Source organism: Solidesulfovibrio sp., from assembly GCF_029978005.1.
Taxonomy (GTDB): Bacteria; Desulfobacterota; Desulfovibrionia; order Desulfovibrionales; family Desulfovibrionaceae; genus Solidesulfovibrio.
In genome coordinates, this window is sequence record NZ_JARKOZ010000051.1 from 1 (window position 1) to 20,131 (window position 20,131).

The window sequence follows — 20,131 nt, forward strand, 5'->3', positions numbered from 1 at the left end:
TCGGCGACATCGTGGACGCGGCCCGCAAGGCCGACATCCTGCGCATGCTGGCCGAACGCGAGCGACTGTCCCTGCAACAGGTCATCGCCGTGGGCGACGGGGCCAACGATTTGCCCATGCTCGGCATCGCGGGCCTCGGCATCGCCTACCACGCCAAGCCGGTGGTCAAGAAGGGCGCGGGCCAGGCCATCTCAACCCTGGGCCTGGACAGCATCCTCTACCTTGTGGGCGTGCGGGAGCGCGACACCTTGTCGTAACACGACCGTCGCACAGGCCCGCCGAAGCCCCGCCGGACGGGGATTCTTGACACGCCTTGTCCGAATCGTCACAATTCGGTCACACGTTCGTCGCCCGCCACAAGGGACGAAAAGGGTTAGCCGAACGTATACCCCGAGGCCGCATGCTCGGGGAAAAACCGGAGTGTGACGTGGAAACCCCGCTCGACAACGCCATCCACTCGCTCAAGGTGGATGTCCTGCATATGATGCACCTGGCCCAGGACGCCGTCAAAAAGGCGGTGGCCAGCCTGCTGGAGCACAACGCGGCCAAGGCTCGCGAAGTCATCGACGCGGACCGGGAAATCAACGACTACGAGTGCCGCGTCGATTCCGAGAGCCTCAAGATCCTGGCCCTGCACCACCCCGTGGCCAAGGACCTGCGCTTCATCGTGGGCTCCATGCGCATGCTGGTCAACATCGAGCGCCTGGGCGACGAGGCGGTCAACATCGCCGAGCGAGTGCTGGTGCTGACCACCGAACCGCGCCAACCCCTGCACGACGACCTGCGCCGCCTGGCCGACCTGGCCATGGAGCTCATGCGCGCCTGCATCAACTGCTACATGGACCTCGACGCCGAGGCGGCCGTGGCCATCATCGACCAGAACGCCGCCGCCCTGGAGCTCAACGTGCGCATCTTCCGGGAAGTGACGGGCGAGATGATCCGCGAGGCCAAGCCCGTGGAGCGCGCCGTGCAGCAGTCCTTCGTGGCCCACAGCCTCAAGCGCATCTGCGACCAGTGCGCCAACATCGCCGAATCCACCATCTTCATCCGCAAGGCCATCGACTACAAGCACAACAAGTGCTCCCAGCCGCCCCAGGACTCCTGAGGCCGCCCCTCCGAGACGGACGGAACGCGTCGGGCATACGCCCCGGCCGCCCGAGGGCCACGGGCTTCCCGCCACACCGCGCTTTTCCTAGAAGCTTCTCCCTGTTCCCGCCCCCTCCCCTCCGGCGCCGGCCGCCGCCTTTTGCCGCTTGCGGGCCGTGGGATCGCGGCATTCGCAGGGCGTGCCCACCTGGCACAGGCCGCAGCTGCTGACCGGGATGCCCGGCAGCAGGTCGCGGGCCACATAGGGGCTGGTGACGCCCGCGATGTAGTCCCGACAGCGGACCTTGTCGTGGCCGGCCTCGGTGATGGCCCCGGCCGGGCAGCGCTTGATGCAGGCCCGGCAGGCCACGCCCACGGCCCGCAGGCACCAGGCGTCGTGGCGGTCGTAGGGGCGCGGCGTCGCGGCGATGGCGGTCCGGGCCACCACGCTGCCCACGCGCACGGCCTTGCCGGCCGGGGTGATCAGCCCGTCGGACAGGCCGAACGCGCCCAGGCCGCAGGCATGGGCCGCGTGGCGCTCGGACCAGCGGGAGGCGAAGCCGTAGCGCGGGGACATCCGGCGGCCCCACTCCGGGAGCAGCGTCGGGGCCACGGCGTCCACGCCCTGCCCGTCCAACCGCTCCACCACAAAGCGGCGCAGCCCTTCGTTGACCATCTCGCCGTAGTGCCTGACCTGGCTCCAGGCCAGGCTCGGCAGGTCGCGGCAGCGCTTGTGCGCCTCGCGCGTGGCCGCGGTCTGAGGCAGCACCCAGGCCACGACCGTGAGCTCCCCGGCCGGCGCGGGGGCGTCCGGGAAGGCTTCGGCAAAGGCCGCTTCGGGCGTCCAGTAGAATTCCGGGCCGATGTCGTCGCGTAGGAAAGCAAAGATCGGGTCCGTGCCCGAGGCGAAGCCGATAAGCGGCGGGTCGAAGGCCGGCTGGTCGGCCCCCGGAAACAGGGCGTTGTTGGCGCGCTCGGCCATCCAGTCCGCGATGTCCTGGGCGATGGGCTCCATGACGTGCCTCCCCGGGGACGGACCGTCCGGGCGGCTACTGCTTCCTGCCGCGTCCCCGCTGGTACTTGTTGACCGCGTTTATGTGCTCGTCGAGGGTCTTGCTGAACTTGTGCTCGCCCTCGCCCGTGGCCACGAAATAATAGAGGTCGTGGGACTCGGGCGCGGCCACGGCCTGCAGGGACTTGAGCCCCGGCGAGCAGATGGGGCCCGGCGGCAGGCCCGGGCGCGCGTAGGTGTTGTAGAGATTGGCCGTGTCCTCGAGGTGGGCCCGGGTCAGGTTGCCGTTAAAGCGTTCGCCGAGACCGTAGATGATGGTGGGATCGGTCTGGAGCAGCATGCCCTTGGCCAGCCGGTTGACGAACACGCCGGCCACGCGCGGCCGTTCGGCGTCCACGCCGGTCTCCTTTTCCACGATGGAGGCCAGCGTCACGGCGGCGAGCAGGTCCTTGCCCGTGGGCTTGGTTTCGCCGGGCCACACGGCGTCGGCCTGCCGCCGGAACTCCTTGAGCATGGCCTCGACCACATAGGTCCCGTCGTCGCCGCGCTTGCGGGTGAAGAGGTAGGTGTTGGGGAAAAGGAATCCCTCGGCGGTGGGGGCCGGGATGTCGTACTTGGCCAGAAGCTGGGGGTCGGCGGCGGCCTTGAGGAACGCGGCGGCCGAGCACAGGCCGGCCTCCTCGGAAAGCCTGGCGATCTGGCGCATGGTCAGGCCTTCGGGCGCGGCCAGCTTGTGCTGTATGCCCTTGGCCGTGGTCAGGTAGTCGAGGAGCTGGGTCGGGGTCCAGCCGGTGTTGATCTCGAATTCGCCGGCCTTGACCTTGCCGCCCTTGTCCGTGATCCGGGCGAGGAGGCGGAAGGCGTCGGCGTCGCGCAGCGCGCCCTCGGCCACGAGCATTTTGGCCGTGGTCTCGAAGGATTGTCCGGGTTCGATGAACACGACCTTGGCCTCGCCTGGCCGGGCCGGCGGCACGGCCAGGAATTCGTAGGCCTTGTAGCCGATCAGGGCGGCGAGGCCTATCAGGAAGAGGCAGACGCCGAGGAAGAGGGATCGCAGCATAGTTCTCCGCCGCGCAGGTAGCGCTCGAGTATGACGGCGGCGGCTTCGGCGTCGAGGCGTGCCGCCAGTTCGCGGCCGGCGAGGCCTGCCTGCCGCAGGCGTTCGGCCGCCTCTTCCGTGGAGTGGGCCTCGTCGGCCAGGGCCACGGGGATGGCGGTCCGCCGCTTGAGGCGTTCCACGAAGTTGCGCACCTGCCGCCCGGTGAGGCCCTCGTCGCCGCCGGCGCGCGCCGGGTAGCCCACGACGATGCGTTCGGGGCGCGTCTGGTCAATAACGCCGAGCAGCTCGCGAAACAAGACCTCGCGGGTCTCCCAGGCCACGGTGCGCAGGGCGAAGACCACGGTCCCGCCGGGGTCGGTGACGGCCAGCCCCACCCGGGCCTGTCCGTAGTCTATGGCGAGCAGTCGGGGCATAGGGAGAAGCGTTCCGTACGGTTGCAGCCCGTCATGGTGGTGGTTTGGGGGGCTCCCCCGCGGGGGCAAGGAGCACGCCTTGCTGTTGCAAGCGCCAGTCCATGTCTTGCGCCGCGCCGTCGCCCGGAATACTTTGGGAGGCAACATCCCCGGACAGCCTGGCGAGGGAAACAATGGGATTGATCTACTCGGCTTTTTTACTGGTCTTTCTGGGCGAGATCGCCTGCCGCGCCCTTTTCGGCCTGGAGTTCAATCCCGTGGCCGCTTTTGGCCACGGCTTCCTCGCCGGACTCGCCGTGCTGGCGATCGACTACATCATTTATTTTTTCCAGCAGATCCGCAAGATGTAACGGCAAGCCCGCCGTCGCCCGCAAGTCGCGTTCATCCCCGCTCGCGCGGGGAACACGCGGCTCATCGCAGCCCCCGCCGCATCGGGGCCGGATCATCCCCGCTCGCGCGGGGAACACGACGTGGTAGGGATGTCCGACATCAAATTCCCCGGATCATCCCCGCTCGCGCGGGGAACACGCGAGCCATTCGGCTAGCTCACGGAGTTTTTTCGGATCATCCCCGCTCGCGCGGGGAACACGTGGACTCGCCTGCATGGACGGTTAACTCGTGCGGATCATCCCCGCTCGCGCGGGGAACACGGCTTTTCCAGGATGAGCAGGATGCCGGGCGTCGGATCATCCCCGCTCGCGCGGGGAACACCACCTGTGCGCGGCCCTGGTCGACTGGGAAAACGGATCATCCCCGCTCGCGCGGGGAACACCAACCCCGCACGAAACAACCTGCCTTGAGCCACGGATCATCCCCGCTCGCGCGGGGAACACGAGCCATGGGCCAGGACGTAATCCCATATGTACGGATCATCCCCGCTCGCGCGGGGAACACGAGCAGGCCTGGTTCGAGAAGCTGAAGTTCTACGGATCATCCCCGCTCGCGCGGGGAACACCGCAGACCGAAAATATCACAACGAAGCCGAATCGGATCATCCCCGCTCGCGCGGGGAACACTACGATCCTGTAGTAGAACACCGTCCCGTCCTCGGATCATCCCCGCTCGCGCGGGGAACACCGTGGCCCGATCCTGATGCATGCCGGCAAGCACGGATCATCCCCGCTCGCGCGGGGAACACGTAGCATGACCGACCAATCCGCCCTCGTCACCCGGATCATCCCCGCTCGCGCGGGGAACACCCCCCCCACGACATATCGTTACTCGAATGTTACGGATCATCCCCGCTCGCGCGGGGAACACTGGTACGGCAAAAAAGCGGCATCATTCGCCTTTTTGGACGACCAAAAAGCCACCACTTTTACAGGCTGTCAAAGACCCGGAAAATCGTGGCGGCAGCAACCGCCGGGACATGAAAATACGGGAAAGGAATCTCCGCGACAAGCCCGCGCACGAGCCCCCGCCACGGCGATTCCAGGCGGCGGTCAGCCTCCGCGCCGCTAAAGACGCATGGACGGGAAAACGACCCGGGCGTGAAACGGCAAGCCGACATCCTCGGCGCGAACCACACCGCTGCGCACGCCCCGCGCCGGCCGCCGGCCGGACGCCAAACGCCGCCACTACCCGCGCACGCGGGCTTCCTTGACGTTCTTCTTGAGCATCTTCTTCCATTTCGGGCCGTCCAAGGCCTCGGCCAGATACTCCAGGGTGTGCAGCACCGGATGCTTGTCGCGCATCTCCGCCAGGATGCGGTTGATGCCCATCTTGCACGAGGGGCAGCCCACCAGGATCGGCATGGCCTCGGGCGCGTCGGCCAGATTCTCGGCCAGGGTGATGCGCTTGCGCTCCCGCAGGCGGTTGTAGATGGCCGGCGTGGTCATGGCCCCCATGCCGGACTCGCCGCAGCAGTTGGGCGAAAGTTCCACCGGCCGGCCCGTGGCCTTGCGCAGGGCGGCCATGTACATGCCCGTGGCCTTGCTTTTCGGCACGTCGGCCCACTCGCAGTGGCAGGCGGCATGGTAGAGGATGGGCGAGGCGTCCTCGGGCGCGGGGAAATCCAGACGGCCGAGCAGGAACTGCGTGACGTCCATGTGCGCGAGGTTCGGCCGCAGGGTCTTGAGCTCATGCTCCTCCAGGGCCTCGCGGCAGGTGCCGCAGCTCGTGAGGCTGTGCGACGGGCAAAGCCCCAGGTTCTCGGCCTCCTCCAGAAGCGCGGCCAGGGCGGCCCGGTTGCGCTCGCGGTTGGCGCGGTAGGCCTCGCCCATGCCGGCGGCCAGGAGCGGATAGCCGCAGCACAGGTGCCGGTGGGGAATGAGCACCGCCACCTCGGCCCGAAGCAGCAGATGCAGGGCGGCCATGCCGATGGAACTGGAGAAAAGCGACGCGCCGCAGCCCGGGAAATAGAGCACCGTCTCCGGAGCCTCGCGCCCCTCCTTGGGGATGAAGATGGAGCCCTTGTCCAGATCGAGGCGCTCGGACAGGTTGCGCAGCCCGATGGACGGGTTGGGGCCGCGCAGGGCCGGATTCTCGATGCGGTCGCGCCAGAAGCGCGGCAGAAGCGGCATGGCCTTGTTGTGGAACTGCTGGCCGTAGGCCGCCAACTTGGCCGCCTTGGGCGCGCGGTTGGCCACGTCCTCCACCAGGTAGGACAGCACCTTGTGCTTGATGGGATGGCCGCCGCAGCCCTGCTGGTCCAGGAAATTGCGCAGCCCCAGGGCCACCTGGCCGGACTGGATCTTCACCGAGCACACGCCCGTGCACTTGCCGCAGGCCGTGCAGTGGTCGATGAGGCGGCGCAGCCGGTCGAGCAGCTCGGGATCGGGCTCGCCGTGGGTGATCTGGGAATAGTAGATGGCCTCGATCAGCGCGCCAAGGGCGATGTTCTTGTTGCGCGGATGGTAGAGCATCCCGTATTCCGGCGCGAACATGGGGCAGACCTGCTTGCACTTGCCGCAGCGGTTGCAGAACTGGATGCCGCTTAAAATGGAAATCAGCGTATCCTTGTCGGGCAGCGCCGTCTTCTTGATGTCGCGGATGAGGCGGTTGAACGAAAAGGTGTAGGGCTCGACGGCCAGGGTGCGGGTGGTCAGCTTGCCCGGGTTGATGAGGTTTTTGGGGTCCACCCGCTTCTTGTAGGCCCGCAGCGCCTCGATCTTGGCCTCATCCAGGAAGGCGATCTTGGTGATGCCGATGCCGTGCTCGCCGGAAACCGCGCCGCCGAGTTCGGTGACCTTTTCGAAAACCTTTTCCGCCGCTTCCCAGGCCTGCCGCATCATCTCGGGATCGTTGGAATTGACCGGGATGTTCACGTGGCAGTTGCCGTCGCCGGCGTGCATGTGGCTGGCCACCTCGATGCGGGTGGCGGTCAGCTCGGCGTGGATGTCGGCCAGGCGATCCTTGAGCCGGGGATAGCGCGCGGCCAGGTCGGTGAAGAAATAGTAGGTCTGGACCTCGACTTCCGAGTCGGACAGGTCCCGGGCCGTGATGCGGCCGCGCAGCACCCGGTCGCAGAATTCCAGCTCCATGGCGATGAACTCGTCCGAGGCCGGAATGCCGGGCAACCGGCCGGCATTCTGCAAGGCGGTGCGGTAGGCGTGGACGATGCAGTGCAGGTTCAGGTCTTCCAGGAACTCGGCGAACTCCGGCACCACGGAAAGCGGAATGACCACGTCCTCGTTGATCTTGAACCCCGAGGTGCGCCTGGAGATGGCCGAGAGCTTGTGCCGGTCCTCCCAGTACAGCTCCGCCGTCTTGGCGTCCTTGGCCTCGAACACGTCCACGTTGTCGTAGGGGTCGACGATGTCCACGATGTCGGCCGCGGCGCGCAGCAGCGCATCCTCGTCGTCGGAGTCGAGTTGCAAAAGCAGCACGGAAATGGGGTCGCCCTCGTAGAGCGAGGACTTCTTGGCGTAGCTGATGGCCTTGACGTACTTGGAGTTGAACTCCTCCAGGGCGGAAATCTTGACCGCGTCGCCTTCCTCGCGGATGCGGTTGCGCAGTCCCACCACGTCGCGGATGACGCACATGGCGTTCTTCATGGAACGCCCGAAAAATTCCAGGCACAGCGTGCGCGAAAATTTCGGAATCGGATAGAGCGCGAAGCAGGCCTCGGTGATGATGCCGTCCACGCCCTCCTTCTGCACGCCGGGCAAGCCCCCGAGGTACTTGTTGGACACGTCCTTGCCGAGGTTTTTGGCCCGGATCTGGTCGCCGGGCAGGCGGATCACGTCGCGCACCGCCCCCTCGCCGTCCACGACCTCGAACACGGCCGTCTCGTCGGGGCGTATCTTGTGGCGCGGATGGTCGACCCGGCGCACCTCGACGATCTCGCCCGTGGCCTCGACCATCTTGTAGCTGATGATGTTGTCGAGCGTCGTGCCGTACTCGAAGGCGAACGGGCCGCCGGCGTTCTCGGCGATGTTGCCGCCGAGCGACGAGGCGGCCTTGGAGGCCGGGTCCACGGTGAAGAGCAGCCCCTTGGCCTCGGCCGCCTTGATGGCGGTCAGAGTGATGACGCCGGTCTGGGCGCAAAGGGTCTTGGCCTCGACGTCTATGGACAGGATCTTCTTGAATTTCGACAGGCTGAGGATCACCGAGCGGCGGTGCGCCGGCACGGCCCCGCCGGTGAGGCCCGAGCCGCCGCCGCGCGGGATGACGGCGAATTCCAGCTCGTTGGCCAGGCGCAAAATCAGGCGGATATGCTCGGCCGACTCGGGCAGGAGCATGCAAAGCGGAATCTCCATGCGCAGGTCCGTGGCGTCGGTGGAGCACTCGACCAGGGAATTGGGCGCGGTGACCACGTCCTCGTCGGGAAGGAACTGGCGCAGGCGCTCGACGAGATTGTCGCGAAAGCGCTTGTCCGCTTCGAAGACGTCCCAGAAGGCCTTGTAGGCCTTGCGGATGGTGCGTGGATAGTCGCCCCAGGCCTTGGGGTTGGCGTCGGACAGGCGCTTCTCCACGGAAGCCTTGACGTCGTCGGCCTTGATGAAAGGATTGGCGCGCACGAGAAAAAGCTCGGCGGCCACGGCCACGGCGAGGTTTCGCGCGTCCTCGGGCCAGGACTCGAGTTCCTCGGGGGTGATGTCGAGGACCCGGGGCACGAGACGGTCGAGGGGCAGGGAGATATGGGGCGTTCGCTCCGACATGTTGGGCGCTTCCGGCGAGGGTTGAAATGAGGGAGGCAGTCAGATAATGCCGAAGCCGACGAAAGGCAAGGCTCGGCCAGTTGGCGCATGCGCCGGCTCCGGCTTCCGTATTGCCCCAGGCGGCATGCGCCGGCAAGGCCTTTTCCCGTGGCCATTTCCCGTATTTTCCATGACGCGCGCGTCCCTGCCGGGCCTGCGACGTTCCGGTGGTCCATGACCGACAGTCTGCTTAGTCTGGCGCTCCTTTGCGAACTCGCCTGTTGCGTCGCCGCGCTCCACCGCCTCCAGCCGGCGCGCCTGCCCGTGGGCGAGGCGCTGTGCCGCGCCCTGGCGCTTTTGCTCTCCGGCCTGGGCCTTGCCGTGCAGCTTCTTTTCGCCCTGCGCCTGGCCCGGTTTCCCTGGCTCCTGGACGCGGCCGTGGCCGGCCTGTGCTGGGTGGGGCTGGCCCGGGGGCGACGCCGATTCCTGACGGAACTGTCGCGCGGGCTGCGCCCTGGGGCATCGAGCCCGAGCGCCTGGCTCCTCGGCGCGGCATTGGCCGGCCTCGGCCTCGCGGTCTGGCTCGCGCCGCCCAGCAACTGGGACTCCATGACCTACAACCTGTCCCGGGTGCTTCTCATGATGCGCGAGAACACGCTGGCCCCGGAGCACTATTCCACCTTCCGCCAGCTCTCCTTCAGCCCGGGCTTCGACCTCCTGCACTGGTTCTTCCTGCGCTACGGCACGGACCGGGCCGTCGCCGCCTTCTCCTTCCTGGCCTATGCCACGATCGTCTCGGGGGCCTACGCCCTGGCCAGGCGGCGCGGCGCGGCGGACTTCGCCTGGCGCGTCGCCCTTGTCGTCGCCTCGCTCAAGCTCCTGCCGCTCGAGGCCGTGTCCACCAAAAACGACATCGGCGCGGCGGCCATGGCCGTGGCCTGCTGCCTGGCCGGCGGCCGGCTGCTCGACCACCCGGGACTCGGGACGCTTTCGCTGCTGTCGACCTTCGCCTGTTTTGGCCTCTCCACCAAAAGCCATTTCGCCCTTTTCGGCGGCCCCTTCGTGGCGATCGTTCTGTGCCTGCGGCGCAGGGAACTGTTCGCCGCCCTTTGCGCCGCCTGGCAGGCGTCGCGGCCGCGCCTGGTCCTGGCGACCCTGGCCCTAACCGCCGCGTTGGCCCTGGGGCTGGCCAGCCAGTGGGTGAACCTGGCCCGGTTCGGCGACCCCTTCGGCCCGCGGGAGGCGGTGGAATTTCATGAGAACCGCGACGGCCCGGCCGGCGCGGCGGCCAATCTGGCCCGCTATGCCCTGGACGTGCTGGATGTTCCCGGCCGCGCCTGGTTCGAGGCCCGCCGCGACCTCCACGCCGCCCTGTTCGGCCAGGGCTTTGGCCCCGGCGCGTCCATGGCGTTTCACGCCGGCTACGCCCCGGGCAACGAGCTTCGCGAGGACGCGGCCTGGTTCGGCCTGCTGGGGGGGCTGCTCGTCGTGCCTTGCGTGCTGGCGGGGTTTTTGCGCCGGGGCGACGCCCTTTGCCGGGCCACTTCCCTGGCCCTTGCCGCCTTCGCCCTGCTGGTGGCCGTCCAGATCACCTGGTTCAGCTACAACAACCGCTTCTTCACGCTTTTCTTCGCGGCCAGCGCCCCCTGCCTGGTCGCGGCGAGAGGCGTCTGGCACGACCGAACCTGGCTGCGCCGGCCGATCCTGCTCGTCGCCGCCCTCACCCTGGCCGCCGCCGTGCTGGCCAACCAGGACCGTCCCTTGCTGGACGCGCAATGGCTGCCCGAGGCCGCCCCGCCCCTGGCCCCGTCGCTCCTCGACAGGCCGGGCACGCGCCGCGACGCCTACGCCGCCTTCTTCGACGGGCCGCTTCTGCTCGATTATCTCGCGGACGGCATTTACCCCGGCGGCAAGGGCCTGCTTTTGGCCGGCAAGGACAGCGTGATCTACCCGATCCTTTTTTACGCCCGCGCCCAGGACTGGCAGGTGGCCGGCCCGGACGCGCCCCTGGCCGAACGCGACGGCCAGGCCTTCGACACGCGCGACTGCGCCGCCCTTCGCGAGGCGGTCAGGCGCTTCGACGTGACGGTGGTCATGGAAAACGACGGGGGCTTGGCCTGTCTGGCCGGGGAAACGCCGATCCTGCGCACGCGCGCCCCCTGGGGCGAAGCGCTGGTGTTCACGGCGGGGCGCAACGCCGCGCGGCAGTAAGGGAAGGTTATTTCGCCAACCGGACCAGAGCGGCCAGGTTGGGGCTGAACATGGCGATGGCCAGCACGGCCAGGGCGATGAGGAGCTTCATCTGGAGATCGAGGCGCTTGATGTCGCCGCGAAGAGACGCGATCTCCTCGCGAGTCTCGCCGCGCAGCTTCTCCAGATCCGCCTTGGTGGCGATCTCCGCCAGCAGGGAAGAGAGCACCCGCTGGTCCGTGGACTGGATGGCTTCCACCACTGGCTTGGCCGCGTCCACGCCCAGGGCGTTCTCGATGGCTTTTATCTGCTCGTACGTCAGCATGATGCGACAATGCACACCCGGCCGCTTCCCGTCAAGGCGTCCCGAGCAACGCAAACGGGCGGCCCTTGCGGGCCGCCCGTGGTGTTCATTCGTCTTTCGTCCGGCTTAGCCGTGCGCGCCCGGGAAGAACACGCCGCTGACGTAGTAGAGGATGAAGAGCAGGGCGACGCCGAGCCCGATGCTCCAGCCCACGAGCTTCTTCTCGATGGGCAGAAGCGGCTCCCATTCCATTTTCGCGAGTTCCTCGGAAAAGCTCGCATCCTTCTTTTCAGGTTCCATGCAGGCCTCCTTGCGTATGGTTTGCCCGGCTAGGAAGCCAGGGGCGGCTTGACGCCATGGAAGAACAGCCAGGAGATGAACAGCCCGATCCAGATGATGAACCCGAACAGGCTCACCACGTAGACCAGGGCCAGGCGGCCGATGCCTTCATCCCAGAGCTTCTTGAAGTTGGACACCACGCCGATGGTGAAGAAGGTCAGCACGAAGAAGATGGCCCGGAAGGGACCGGTGTCGCCGATGGCGGTCTTGCCGAACTTCAGCATGTCGCCGCCCTTGGCGCACAGGATCAGCATGATGATGAAGGTGATGACGTAGCCGAGGACGAAGCGCGGGAAGCGGTCGAGGATCGCACCGAACTTCATGCGTTCGCCGGGCTTGCACTCGATCATGGTGCACCAGATGGCGGCCAGGATGAAGGCCCACACGCCGATGAACACGTCGATGAAGATCTTGATGGTGGTGGCCGCCATGGTCACCCAGCCTTCCTGGTACTTGATGCCGTCCACGGCCATGGCCTGGGCGCGGATGAGCGCGTCGGTGATGACGCCCGAGGCGATGGCGCCGCCGTCGGACTTGACGGCCAGGCCCATCCAGGCGCCGGCCACCATGGGCTCGCCGTACATCCAGTGCTGGGCGACGAAGGGCAGGATCAGCATTTCCACGCAGGTAAAGACGACGACCAGCGAGGAAACCATTATCGGGACGATGGGGCGGGCGCGGATCGCGCCGCCGGTGGCGATGGCGGCGGAAACGCCGCAGATGGAGATGCCGGAAGCGAGCGGAGCGGCCCATTCACGGCTGAACTTAAAGTATTTCCGGGAGATATAATACACCAGGGCCCAGTAGATCAGGTAGGCCTCGACGATGGCGCAAAGGCCCCGGAAGATGACCGAGGAGGCCAGGCCCAGGGCGTCCACGGACTTGACGCCGAGCTCCGCGCCGAGGATCACGATGGCGATCTTGACGAACATCTCGGGCTTGAGCGCGTCCTTGAACTTCTCGGCCAGCCCCGGCATGAAGTTGCCGATGAAGATGCCGGCCAGAAGCGCGATGATGAATCCCGCCTCGCCGGTCAGGCCCATGGCCCAGGTCAGGTTGTACTTCTTGAGCTGGTCCGGAGTGGCGGCGATGACCGCGTAGTGCCCCAGGGCGTAGCAGAAGTAGCCGATGAAGAAGACCAGGGTGAAGCTGACGGCGAACCGTTTGGGGTCGCCGCCCAGCGCCTTGACGCCGACGGCCAGCATGGCCGTGACGAAGATCCAGGTCAGGATCAGCGAGGCGAACCCCGACAGGTCCTTGTAGGCCCCGGTGGCCGCCGAGAAGATCTGGGACGCATTGGTCCACACGTTGATCTTCACGGCCCAGCCGAGCGGATCCACGCCGCCGAAGTTGAAAAGCGACAAGCCGAAAAGGATCAGCCCCAAAATGAGGGCCAGCTTGTCTTCCGTCAGCCATTTCTTTTCCGCCATGACTCCCTCCTTACGCGTTGACGATGACGCAGCCCATCGCGACCGCCCGCACTGCGCGAACCTTCCCGCCGCCTCTCTCCCAAGGCCTTCGCGGGCCGGCCGCCATGCCGCGTGATCGCTCCCGCCAGGCCGCGCCATGGCGTCGGCCCGCGTTCGCTCCGTCCTCCCCTGTCACAATCCGGTGCGCGGCCCCTTGCCGGGAAGCCCTCTCCCCGCGCCGGCCGCCCCGCCGGGGGGCACGCCGCCCCGCTTGCCTTAAGCAAGTCCGGGACCAAAATCTCATTCACACATAATATATTGATATAGCATACTATTATTTCAAAGCTGGACCGAAACTGCCAACTCGCGTTAGCAGTTCGCATCCCGGCGTTCGCATTGCCTTTTTCCCGCAACGGCCACACAAGGAAGACAAGGGAGAAACCCATGGCCAGACATCGCCCCAGCACCATCAAGCATCGCTTCGTGGTGGGCCTTTCCGTCATCATGGCCCTGCTCGGGGTCTTCTTCGCGGTCATCATCTCCATGAACCTGCGCAACCAGCTCGTCACGGACACCGAGCACAAGGCCTCCCTGGTCCTGTCCCAGGCCGAGGCCGTGCAGGCCTACGTGCGCCAGGTGCTGCGGCCGTCCATGTACCATCTGCTGCCGCCCGACGCCTTCCTGCTGGAGGCCATGTCCACTTCCTTCGTCACCCGCCGGGTGATGAGCGACTTCAACATCCAGGGCGACCAGTACAGGTACCGCCGGGTGGCCATCGGCTCGCGCAACCCCGACTACGAGGCCGACGCCTTCGAGCGCGCCCTCATGGAACGTTTCGAAAAGGACCCGGAGCTGACCCGGGTGGAGGAGATCACCGAGCGCGGCGGCGAGGAGGTGTTCGTGGCCGCCCGGCCGGTGCGCCTGGACGCCTCGTGCCTGCACTGCCACGGCGACCCCGAAACCGCGCCGCGGGAGCTCATCGAACGCTACGGCGACAAGCGCGGCTTCTGGCGGCATGACGGGGAGCTCGTGGGCGTGGACGCCGTGACCATGCCCGTGGCCGGGGCGCTGGGGCAGATCAAGGGAGCCACCATCAGCTTCATGGGCCTGTTCGCCCTGGGGCTCGGCGTCTTCTACCTGACCATGCAGGTCTTTTTCGACCGGCTGGTGGTGGTCAATCTGCGCCGGGTGACGGAGGTCATGCGCCGGTTCTTCCCCAAGGAAGCCGACGAGGAGCCGCGCCCCCCCCGGGGCGAGGGCGAGATCGACGAGATCTACGCCGGTATCGAGGACTTCGCCGCGCGCCTCAAGGAAGCCCGGGGCAAGATCGAGGACCATGCCCAGAACCTGGAACGCAAGGTGGCGGACCGCACCCTGGACCTGGCCAACGAAGCCGACGAACGCCGCGCCGACGTGGCCCTTTTCGTGGAACTCCTGAGCATCCTCAACATGTCCCAGACCCGGGCCGAGCTGCTCTCCGGGGCGCTGGCCCGCATCGCCGAGCGCTTCGGCGCGCGCGCGGCGGCCTACGAATGCGAGTTCTCCGGCGGCGGCTCGGTAACCTGGCCGCCCGGCACGGCCGCGCCGCCGCCGCCGGCCGACTGGCGCAGGCTCGTGGCCGGCAACGAGCTGCGTCTGGAAGCCCACGCCGCCCTCGTGCCCGTGCGCACCACGGACGTGAGCCGGGGGCTGTTGCGCCTGTACTTCCCCGAGGACGGCTCCGGCCCCTCGCCCGAGGCGGCCGACCTCTACCGGGCCATCGGCCAGCAGCTCGGCATCGCGCTGGAAAACCTCGACGCCATCAATTCGCTGCTCGGCCAAAACACCTTGCTCGCCTCCATCTTCGAGGGCATCTCCGATCCGCTGGCCCTGCTCGACGCCGGCTTCGGCGTCATCCTGGCCAACGAGCCGGCCCGGGAACTGGCCCGGGCCGTGCAAAAGGACCGGGCCGGCCCCCACTGCCCGGCCCCGCCGGCCGGCCCCGGCCAGGCCCCGAGCCTGCCCCCGGAGATCTTCGGCCCGCCGGACGGCGTGCTGACCGACGCGCCGGCCCGAACGGCCTCCGGGCGCTCGGTCTCCACGGTCACCCTGCCCGACGGCCGCTCCTTCGCCGTCACCCGCTACGCCCTGGACGACTCCACCGGCGGCACCGGCCGCATGGTGGTCTACGCCCGCGAAAACACCGCCGAGCGGCGCATGCGCGAGCAGATGCGCCAGACCGAGAAGCTCGTGGCCGTGGGCAAGCTGGCCGCCGGCCTCGCCCACGAGATCAACAATCCGCTCGGCGTCATCAGCTGCTACGCCGAGCTGCTGCGCGGCAGCATCGCCGATGCCCAGGCCATCGAGGACCTGGCCGTCATCGAACGCCACGCCGACATGGCCAAGAAGGTGTTGCGCGACCTGCTGGATTTCGCCCGGCCGCGCCCGGCCACGCCCGGCCCCTGCGACCTGGAGGCGCTGCTCAAGGGGCTTTCGCGCATCTTCGACGTCCAGGCGCAAGCACGCAAGGTGCGGCTCGTCACCCGCGCCGCGCCGTCCCTGCCCCTGGCCAAGGCCGACGCCTCGGGCCTGGAGCAGGTGCTCTCCAACCTGCTTTTAAACGCCCTGGACGCCGTCTCGCCCGGGACCGGCGAGATCGTCATGGAAGCCGTGGCCAGCCCCGAACCCGAGGCGGTGCGCATCCGGGTGGCCGACAACGGGCCGGGCATCGCGCCCGAGGACATCACGCGCATCTTCGACCCGTTCTTCACCACCAAGGAGGCCGGGCGCGGCTCCGGCCTGGGCCTGGCCGTGGTCTACGGGCTGCTGCGCGACATGGGCGGCCGGGTCGAGGTGGAAAACGCCGGGGGCGCGGTCTTCACCGTCACCCTGCCGGCCTGCGGCCGCAGTTGCCAGGAGGAGGCGTCATGAGCGACTTCACGCCGCGCGTGCTGATCGTCGACGACCAGCCGGACTTCGCCCGGGGGCTCGCGCGGCTGCTCGCGCCCAAGCTCCCCGAGGCCAGGCTCGACCACGTCCTCTCCGCCGAGGCCGCCCTGGAGGACCTGCGCGCCCATCCCTGCGACGTGCTGGTCACGGACCTGCGCATGCCGGGGCTGTCCGGCCTGGAGCTGCTCACCCGGGCCCTGGCCCTGGAGGCGCGGCTGGGCGTGGTGCTGCTCACTGCCCACGGCGACATCGACACCGCCGTGGCCGCCCTCAAGGCCGGGGCCTACGACTTCCTGACCAAGCCCGTGGATTCGGAGCACCTGGCCCGGGTCGTCGCCAAGGGCCTGGAGCGGGCGGAACTTTTGCGCGAGAACCAGCGGCTGCGCGCCGCCGTCGCCGCCTGCGGCGCGGGCGACGGCCTGCTCGGCCAGTCCCCGGCCATGGCGCAAGTCAAGGAAGCCATCGCCGCCGTGGCCGGCTCGGACTACACCGTGCTCATCCGGGGCGAATCCGGCACGGGCAAGGAGCTGGCCGCCCGGGCCCTGCACAGCCTGTCGCGCCGGGCCGACGGGCCGTTTCTTTCGGTCAACTGCCCGGCCATCCCGGACCAGCTGCTCGAAAGCGAACTCTTCGGCCATGTGCGCGGGGCCTTCACCGGAGCCGAACGCGACCGGCGCGGCCTGTTCCTGTCCGCCAACGGCGGCGTCATCGTGCTCGACGAGATCGGCGACATCCCCATGAGCGTGCAGACCAAGCTTTTGCGCGTGCTCCAGGAACGCGAGGTACGGCCCGTGGGATCCAGCAAGTCCTCGCCCATCGACGTGCGCATCCTGGCCTCCACCAACCAGGACCTGGAAGCCAAGATCGCGGACAAGTCCTTCCGGGAGGACCTCTACTACCGCTTAAACGTCCTCACCGTGCGCATGCCACCCCTTCGCGAGCGACGCGACGACATACCGCTGCTCGCCACGGCCTTCCTGGCCCGGGCCTGCCGCGAGACGGGCATCGGCGAAAAGGAGTTCTCCCCCGAGGCCCTGGCCGCCCTGGCCGGCCGGGACTGGCCGGGCAACGTGCGGGAACTGTTCAACTTCGTGCGCCGGCTCACGGTCTTTTGCCGCGGCGACGTCATCGGCCCCAAGGCCGTGGCCACGGCCGATCCGGACCAGTCCGACCCCAACGACGGCGAGGACGAGGCCGGCATGGCCGCGCCCTACCTCGAAGCCAAGGCCCGCGTGGTGGACGCCTTCACGCGGCGCTACGTCGAACGCCTGCTCGGCCAGACGCGCGGCAACGTGTCCGAAGCGGCCCGGCTGTCCGGGTTGGAACGGGTGTCGCTGCAAAAGATATTGCGGCGGTTGGGAATCGCAGCGGAAGGCTATCGCTGAACCGGCTGGCCGGCCCCGGCCGGCGGCAGCCGACCGGTCCGTTGCCCCATGCCGGGAGAGCCGCCTCCCCGTCATCCCGGCGTGCCCGTTGGCCCGATGCGCAGACGGCATTCGTCGTCCCAAGGCCCCCCTGGGCGCGACGCTCGCGCCATATCACAAAAGTTCTTTCACCGCCGGCCCGGCTCGCATTCGCCCCCCGACAGTCCGGGTCAGCACAACCGTGTAACATTTTGACCCAAATCGCTCCCGAACCGTCCCTTTTCTGCCCTCTGGGCAACCCCATGTAATATTTAATTTAACACAATACTCTTTGCTCCCGTATCCCACCTTGCCCCTGCGCAACGGTCACGCCGGGCACTGACGCCGTGTGCCGCACCGGCGTCATGCAGCTCTAATATCCTTATTTTATTAGGCATGGTCCGGATGGATCACAACTTGCTATTTTTAACTTAACTCGATCGTCCCACTCGGACCCACTGGCGCAGGGCGCGCCAAGCCGGCGACGGTCGGCCCGCGCCCGCCCATGTGCCGCGCCATCGGGAAAACGAATGGAGCGGGCAACGATCCATCGGAATCGACTTGAGGCGGATCGTACGGCCGGCAAGGCCGAAAGACAAAAACACGCGTGGAGGCTGGTATGCCGCAGTTCATCAGGATCGACATGGGGACGAAGACCGTCAAGACCGAGGCCTGTCCCGAACAGTACGCCGGATTGGCCGGCCGGGGGCTCACCTCGATCTTCGTCGCGGACGAAGTGAAACCGACCTGCCATCCCCTGGGCAAATACAACAAGCTCATCTTCGCCCCGGGCTTTCTCACCGGAACGAGCGCGGCCAACTCCGGCCGCCTCTCCTGCGGAGCCAAGAGCCCGCTCACCGGCGGCATCAAGGAGAGCAACACCGGCGGCACCTTCGGCCAGAAGATGGCCAAGATGGACATCAAAGCCATCGTCTTCGAGGGCCTGCCGACCGAGGACAAGTACTACGTCGTCAAGGTGACCATGGACGGCGTGACCATCGAGGAGGCCCCGGCCGAGACCATCGGCATGGGCAACTACGAGGCCATCAAGGTCCTGCAGGCCAAGTACGGCCCCAAGGTCGGCGTGGCCATCATCGGTCCGGCCGGCGAGATGCGCCTGACCGGAGCCAACATCTCCTTCGCCGATCCCCAGAGCAACATCCGCAGCGCCGGCCGCGGCGGCCTCGGCGCGGTCATGGGCTCCAAGAAGATCAAGGCCGTGATCATCGACGACACGGGCGCCAAGGGCGTGACCATCGCCCATCCCGAAGCCTTCAAGGGGGCTTCCAAGCGCTTCACCAACGCCCTGACCACCCACCCGGTCACGGGCCAGGGCCTGCCCAAGTACGGCACCAACGTTCTGGTCAACATCCTGAACGAAGCCGGCGGCCTGCCCACCAAGAACTTCCGCGAGGGCCGCAACGCCTGGGCCAACAACATCGGCGGCGAGACCATGGCCGCCACCATCGAGGCGCGCGGCGGCAAGACCACCCACGGCTGCCACGCCGGCTGCATCATCCGCTGCTCCCAGCACTACCACGACAAGGAAGGCAAGTACCTCACCAGCGGCTTCGAGTACGAGACCGTCTGGGCGCTCGGCGCCAACGGCTGCATCGACGACCTCGACGCCATCGCCTACGCGGACCGCGAATTCGACGACGTGGGCGTGGACTCCATCGAAACGGCCGTCGCCGTCAACGTCGCCCAGGAAGCCGGCATCATCCCCTGGGGCGACGCCAAGGCCATGCTCGACCTGATCCTGGAGATCCGCAAGGGCACGCCGCTTGGGCGCATCGTCGGCAGCGGCGCGGCCGCCGTGGGCCAGATGTACGGCGTGACCCGGGTGCCGGTGGTGAAAAACCAGTCGATCCCCGCCTACGACCCCCGCGCGGTCAAGGGCGTGGGCCTGACGTACGCCACCACGCCCATGGGCGCGGACCACACCGCCGGCTACGCCGTGGCCACCAACATCCTCAAGGTCGGCGGCTTCGTCGACCCGCTCGGCAAGGAAGGCCAGGTGGAGCTGTCGCGCAACCTGCAAATCGCCACGGCCGCCGTGGACAGCACCGGCATGTGCCTGTTCATCGCCTTCGCCATCCTGGACATCGCCGATGGCTTCAACGCCCTGGTCGAGATGATCAACGCCAAGTACGACCTCGCCCTGACCGGGGACGACGTGGTGGCGCTGGGCAAGACCATCCTCAAGGCCGAACGCGGCTTCAACCAGCGGGCGGGCTTCACCAACGCCCACGACCGGCTGCCGGAGTTCTTCGAGGAAAAGTGCGCTCCCCACGGCGTGACCTGGGACTTCACCGACGCGGAGATCGACGAGGTCTTCAACTTCTAGGGACCTGACGCAGGGCCGCGCGGGAAGCGGCGCGCCTCGCCCGGCGCGGCCCATAAAAGACACGACGCGGGCGGACGGCAGGTCGCCGTCCGCCCGCGTTCCGTTTTCCGACAATCGGTTGCGCCCTGCCTTTCCATCGTGCAAGAATACGCCGTGAACCGGCCGGTCCGCCGGAGACGACGGAAGGAATTTCACGGCTTCAGGCAAAAGGAGGAACGAGACGTGTCCGAGACGATCGAACTGCGCGCCTTCATGGGGCTTACCGACGTCTTCCGGCAGCGGGGCTGGGACAATCCGACGACGATCGACGTCCCGGGCGAAACCAGCGGACCGAAACTGCTCGCCCTGCTCGAGCTCCCCCGGGAGGCGGTGGAGGTCGTCTTCGTCAACGGCAAGGCCGCCAGCCCCGAGGCGGCCGTGGTCCGCGGCGGCGACCGGGTCGCCCTGGCCCCGCCGGGCGTGCCCGGGCCCTACCGGGTGCTGCTCGGATTTCGCAAGATGGGCTGATTCCAATTCGAAACATGACGTGGGTCGTGTTTCGAAATACGGCGGCATCTCG

The 20,131-nt window shown here is 67.6% G+C and carries 15 protein-coding genes and 1 CRISPR repeat array; of the genes, 8 read left to right on the top strand and 7 right to left on the bottom strand.

All coding sequences use genetic code 11. The features are described from left to right. Together Q1K70_RS05890 and phoU are read left to right on the top strand one after the other, a co-directional pair. Window positions 1–257, top strand: a 257-nt coding sequence (locus Q1K70_RS05890; protein WP_300156836.1) for an HAD hydrolase family protein, incomplete at its 5' end; no start/stop codon positions are given. 170 nt (window positions 258–427) lie between these two features. After that, complete coding sequence (gene phoU, locus Q1K70_RS05895; RefSeq protein ID WP_300156838.1) at window positions 428–1,105, top strand: phosphate signaling complex protein PhoU; 678 nt, start codon at window positions 428–430, stop codon at window positions 1,103–1,105. A gap of 87 nt (window positions 1,106–1,192) precedes the next feature. On the opposite strand, the gene Q1K70_RS05900 is transcribed toward phoU, so the two are convergent. The 3 genes from Q1K70_RS05900 to ruvX are packed head-to-tail and all read right to left on the bottom strand — an operon-like array spanning window position 1,193 to window position 3,571. Then, on the bottom strand, window positions 1,193–2,101 hold the full coding sequence (locus Q1K70_RS05900; protein ID WP_300156840.1) for a 4Fe-4S ferredoxin: 909 nt from the start codon (window positions 2,099–2,101) through the stop codon (window positions 1,193–1,195). A 34-nt stretch (window positions 2,102–2,135) separates the two neighbouring features. Next, on the bottom strand, window positions 2,136–3,158 hold the full coding sequence (gene mltG, locus Q1K70_RS05905) for an endolytic transglycosylase MltG (protein ID WP_300156843.1): 1,023 nt from the start codon (window positions 3,156–3,158) through the stop codon (window positions 2,136–2,138). Next, the gene (ruvX, locus tag Q1K70_RS05910) at window positions 3,119–3,571 is read right to left on the bottom strand and encodes a Holliday junction resolvase RuvX (RefSeq protein ID WP_300156845.1); all 453 of its coding nucleotides are present in this window, start codon (window positions 3,569–3,571) and stop codon (window positions 3,119–3,121) included. Before ruvX ends, mltG begins: the two co-directional genes overlap by 40 nt. Before the next feature lie 173 nt (window positions 3,572–3,744). Here ruvX and Q1K70_RS05915 point away from each other — a divergent pair, with 173 nt between their 5' ends. Further along, window positions 3,745–3,921, top strand: a complete 177-nt coding sequence (locus tag Q1K70_RS05915) for a hypothetical protein (RefSeq protein ID WP_300156847.1) — start codon at window positions 3,745–3,747, stop codon at window positions 3,919–3,921. A 27-nt stretch (window positions 3,922–3,948) separates the two neighbouring features. Further along, a CRISPR array of direct repeats spans window positions 3,949–4,831; the repeat unit is 29 nt; unit sequence CGGATCATCCCCGCTCGCGCGGGGAACAC. 317 nt (window positions 4,832–5,148) lie between these two features. Here Q1K70_RS05915 and Q1K70_RS05920 read toward each other — a convergent pair. Then, window positions 5,149–8,673 (bottom strand): FAD-binding and (Fe-S)-binding domain-containing protein, encoded by a 3,525-nt coding sequence (locus Q1K70_RS05920; RefSeq protein WP_300156849.1) that lies wholly within the window; start codon window positions 8,671–8,673, stop codon window positions 5,149–5,151. Between the two features lie 213 nt (window positions 8,674–8,886). Here Q1K70_RS05920 and Q1K70_RS05925 point away from each other — a divergent pair, with 213 nt between their 5' ends. After that, window positions 8,887–10,863, top strand: a complete 1,977-nt coding sequence (locus tag Q1K70_RS05925) for a hypothetical protein (RefSeq protein ID WP_300156852.1) — start codon at window positions 8,887–8,889, stop codon at window positions 10,861–10,863. A gap of 7 nt (window positions 10,864–10,870) precedes the next feature. On the opposite strand, the gene Q1K70_RS05930 is transcribed toward Q1K70_RS05925, so the two are convergent. The 3 genes from Q1K70_RS05930 to Q1K70_RS05940 form a co-directional block, all read right to left on the bottom strand. Next, a complete protein-coding gene (locus tag Q1K70_RS05930; RefSeq protein WP_300156854.1) occupies window positions 10,871–11,182 on the bottom strand; it encodes a hypothetical protein in 312 nt (103 codons plus the stop codon). Window positions 11,183–11,272: 90 nt separating this feature from the next. After that, window positions 11,273–11,446, bottom strand: a complete 174-nt coding sequence (locus Q1K70_RS05935; protein WP_300156856.1) for a hypothetical protein — start codon at window positions 11,444–11,446, stop codon at window positions 11,273–11,275. Window positions 11,447–11,475: 29 nt separating this feature from the next. After that, window positions 11,476–12,915, bottom strand: a complete 1,440-nt coding sequence (locus tag Q1K70_RS05940) for a putative sulfate exporter family transporter (RefSeq protein ID WP_300156858.1) — start codon at window positions 12,913–12,915, stop codon at window positions 11,476–11,478. Between the two features lie 423 nt (window positions 12,916–13,338). Between Q1K70_RS05940 and Q1K70_RS05945 the strand changes: the two genes are divergently transcribed. From Q1K70_RS05945 to Q1K70_RS05960, 4 genes are all read left to right on the top strand, one after another. Next, window positions 13,339–15,804 (top strand): DUF3365 domain-containing protein, encoded by a 2,466-nt coding sequence (locus Q1K70_RS05945; protein ID WP_300156860.1) that lies wholly within the window; start codon window positions 13,339–13,341, stop codon window positions 15,802–15,804. Next, window positions 15,801–17,207, top strand: coding sequence for a sigma-54 dependent transcriptional regulator (locus tag Q1K70_RS05950; protein WP_300156862.1), 1,407 nt, complete (start codon window positions 15,801–15,803; stop codon window positions 17,205–17,207). Before Q1K70_RS05945 ends, Q1K70_RS05950 begins: the two co-directional genes overlap by 4 nt. A 637-nt stretch (window positions 17,208–17,844) precedes the next feature. After that, on the top strand, window positions 17,845–19,572 hold the full coding sequence (locus Q1K70_RS05955) for an aldehyde ferredoxin oxidoreductase C-terminal domain-containing protein (RefSeq protein WP_300156864.1): 1,728 nt from the start codon (window positions 17,845–17,847) through the stop codon (window positions 19,570–19,572). A gap of 222 nt (window positions 19,573–19,794) precedes the next feature. Then, a complete protein-coding gene (locus Q1K70_RS05960) occupies window positions 19,795–20,079 on the top strand; it encodes a MoaD/ThiS family protein (RefSeq protein ID WP_300156866.1) in 285 nt (94 codons plus the stop codon). Window positions 20,080–20,131: the final 52 nt, after the last annotated feature.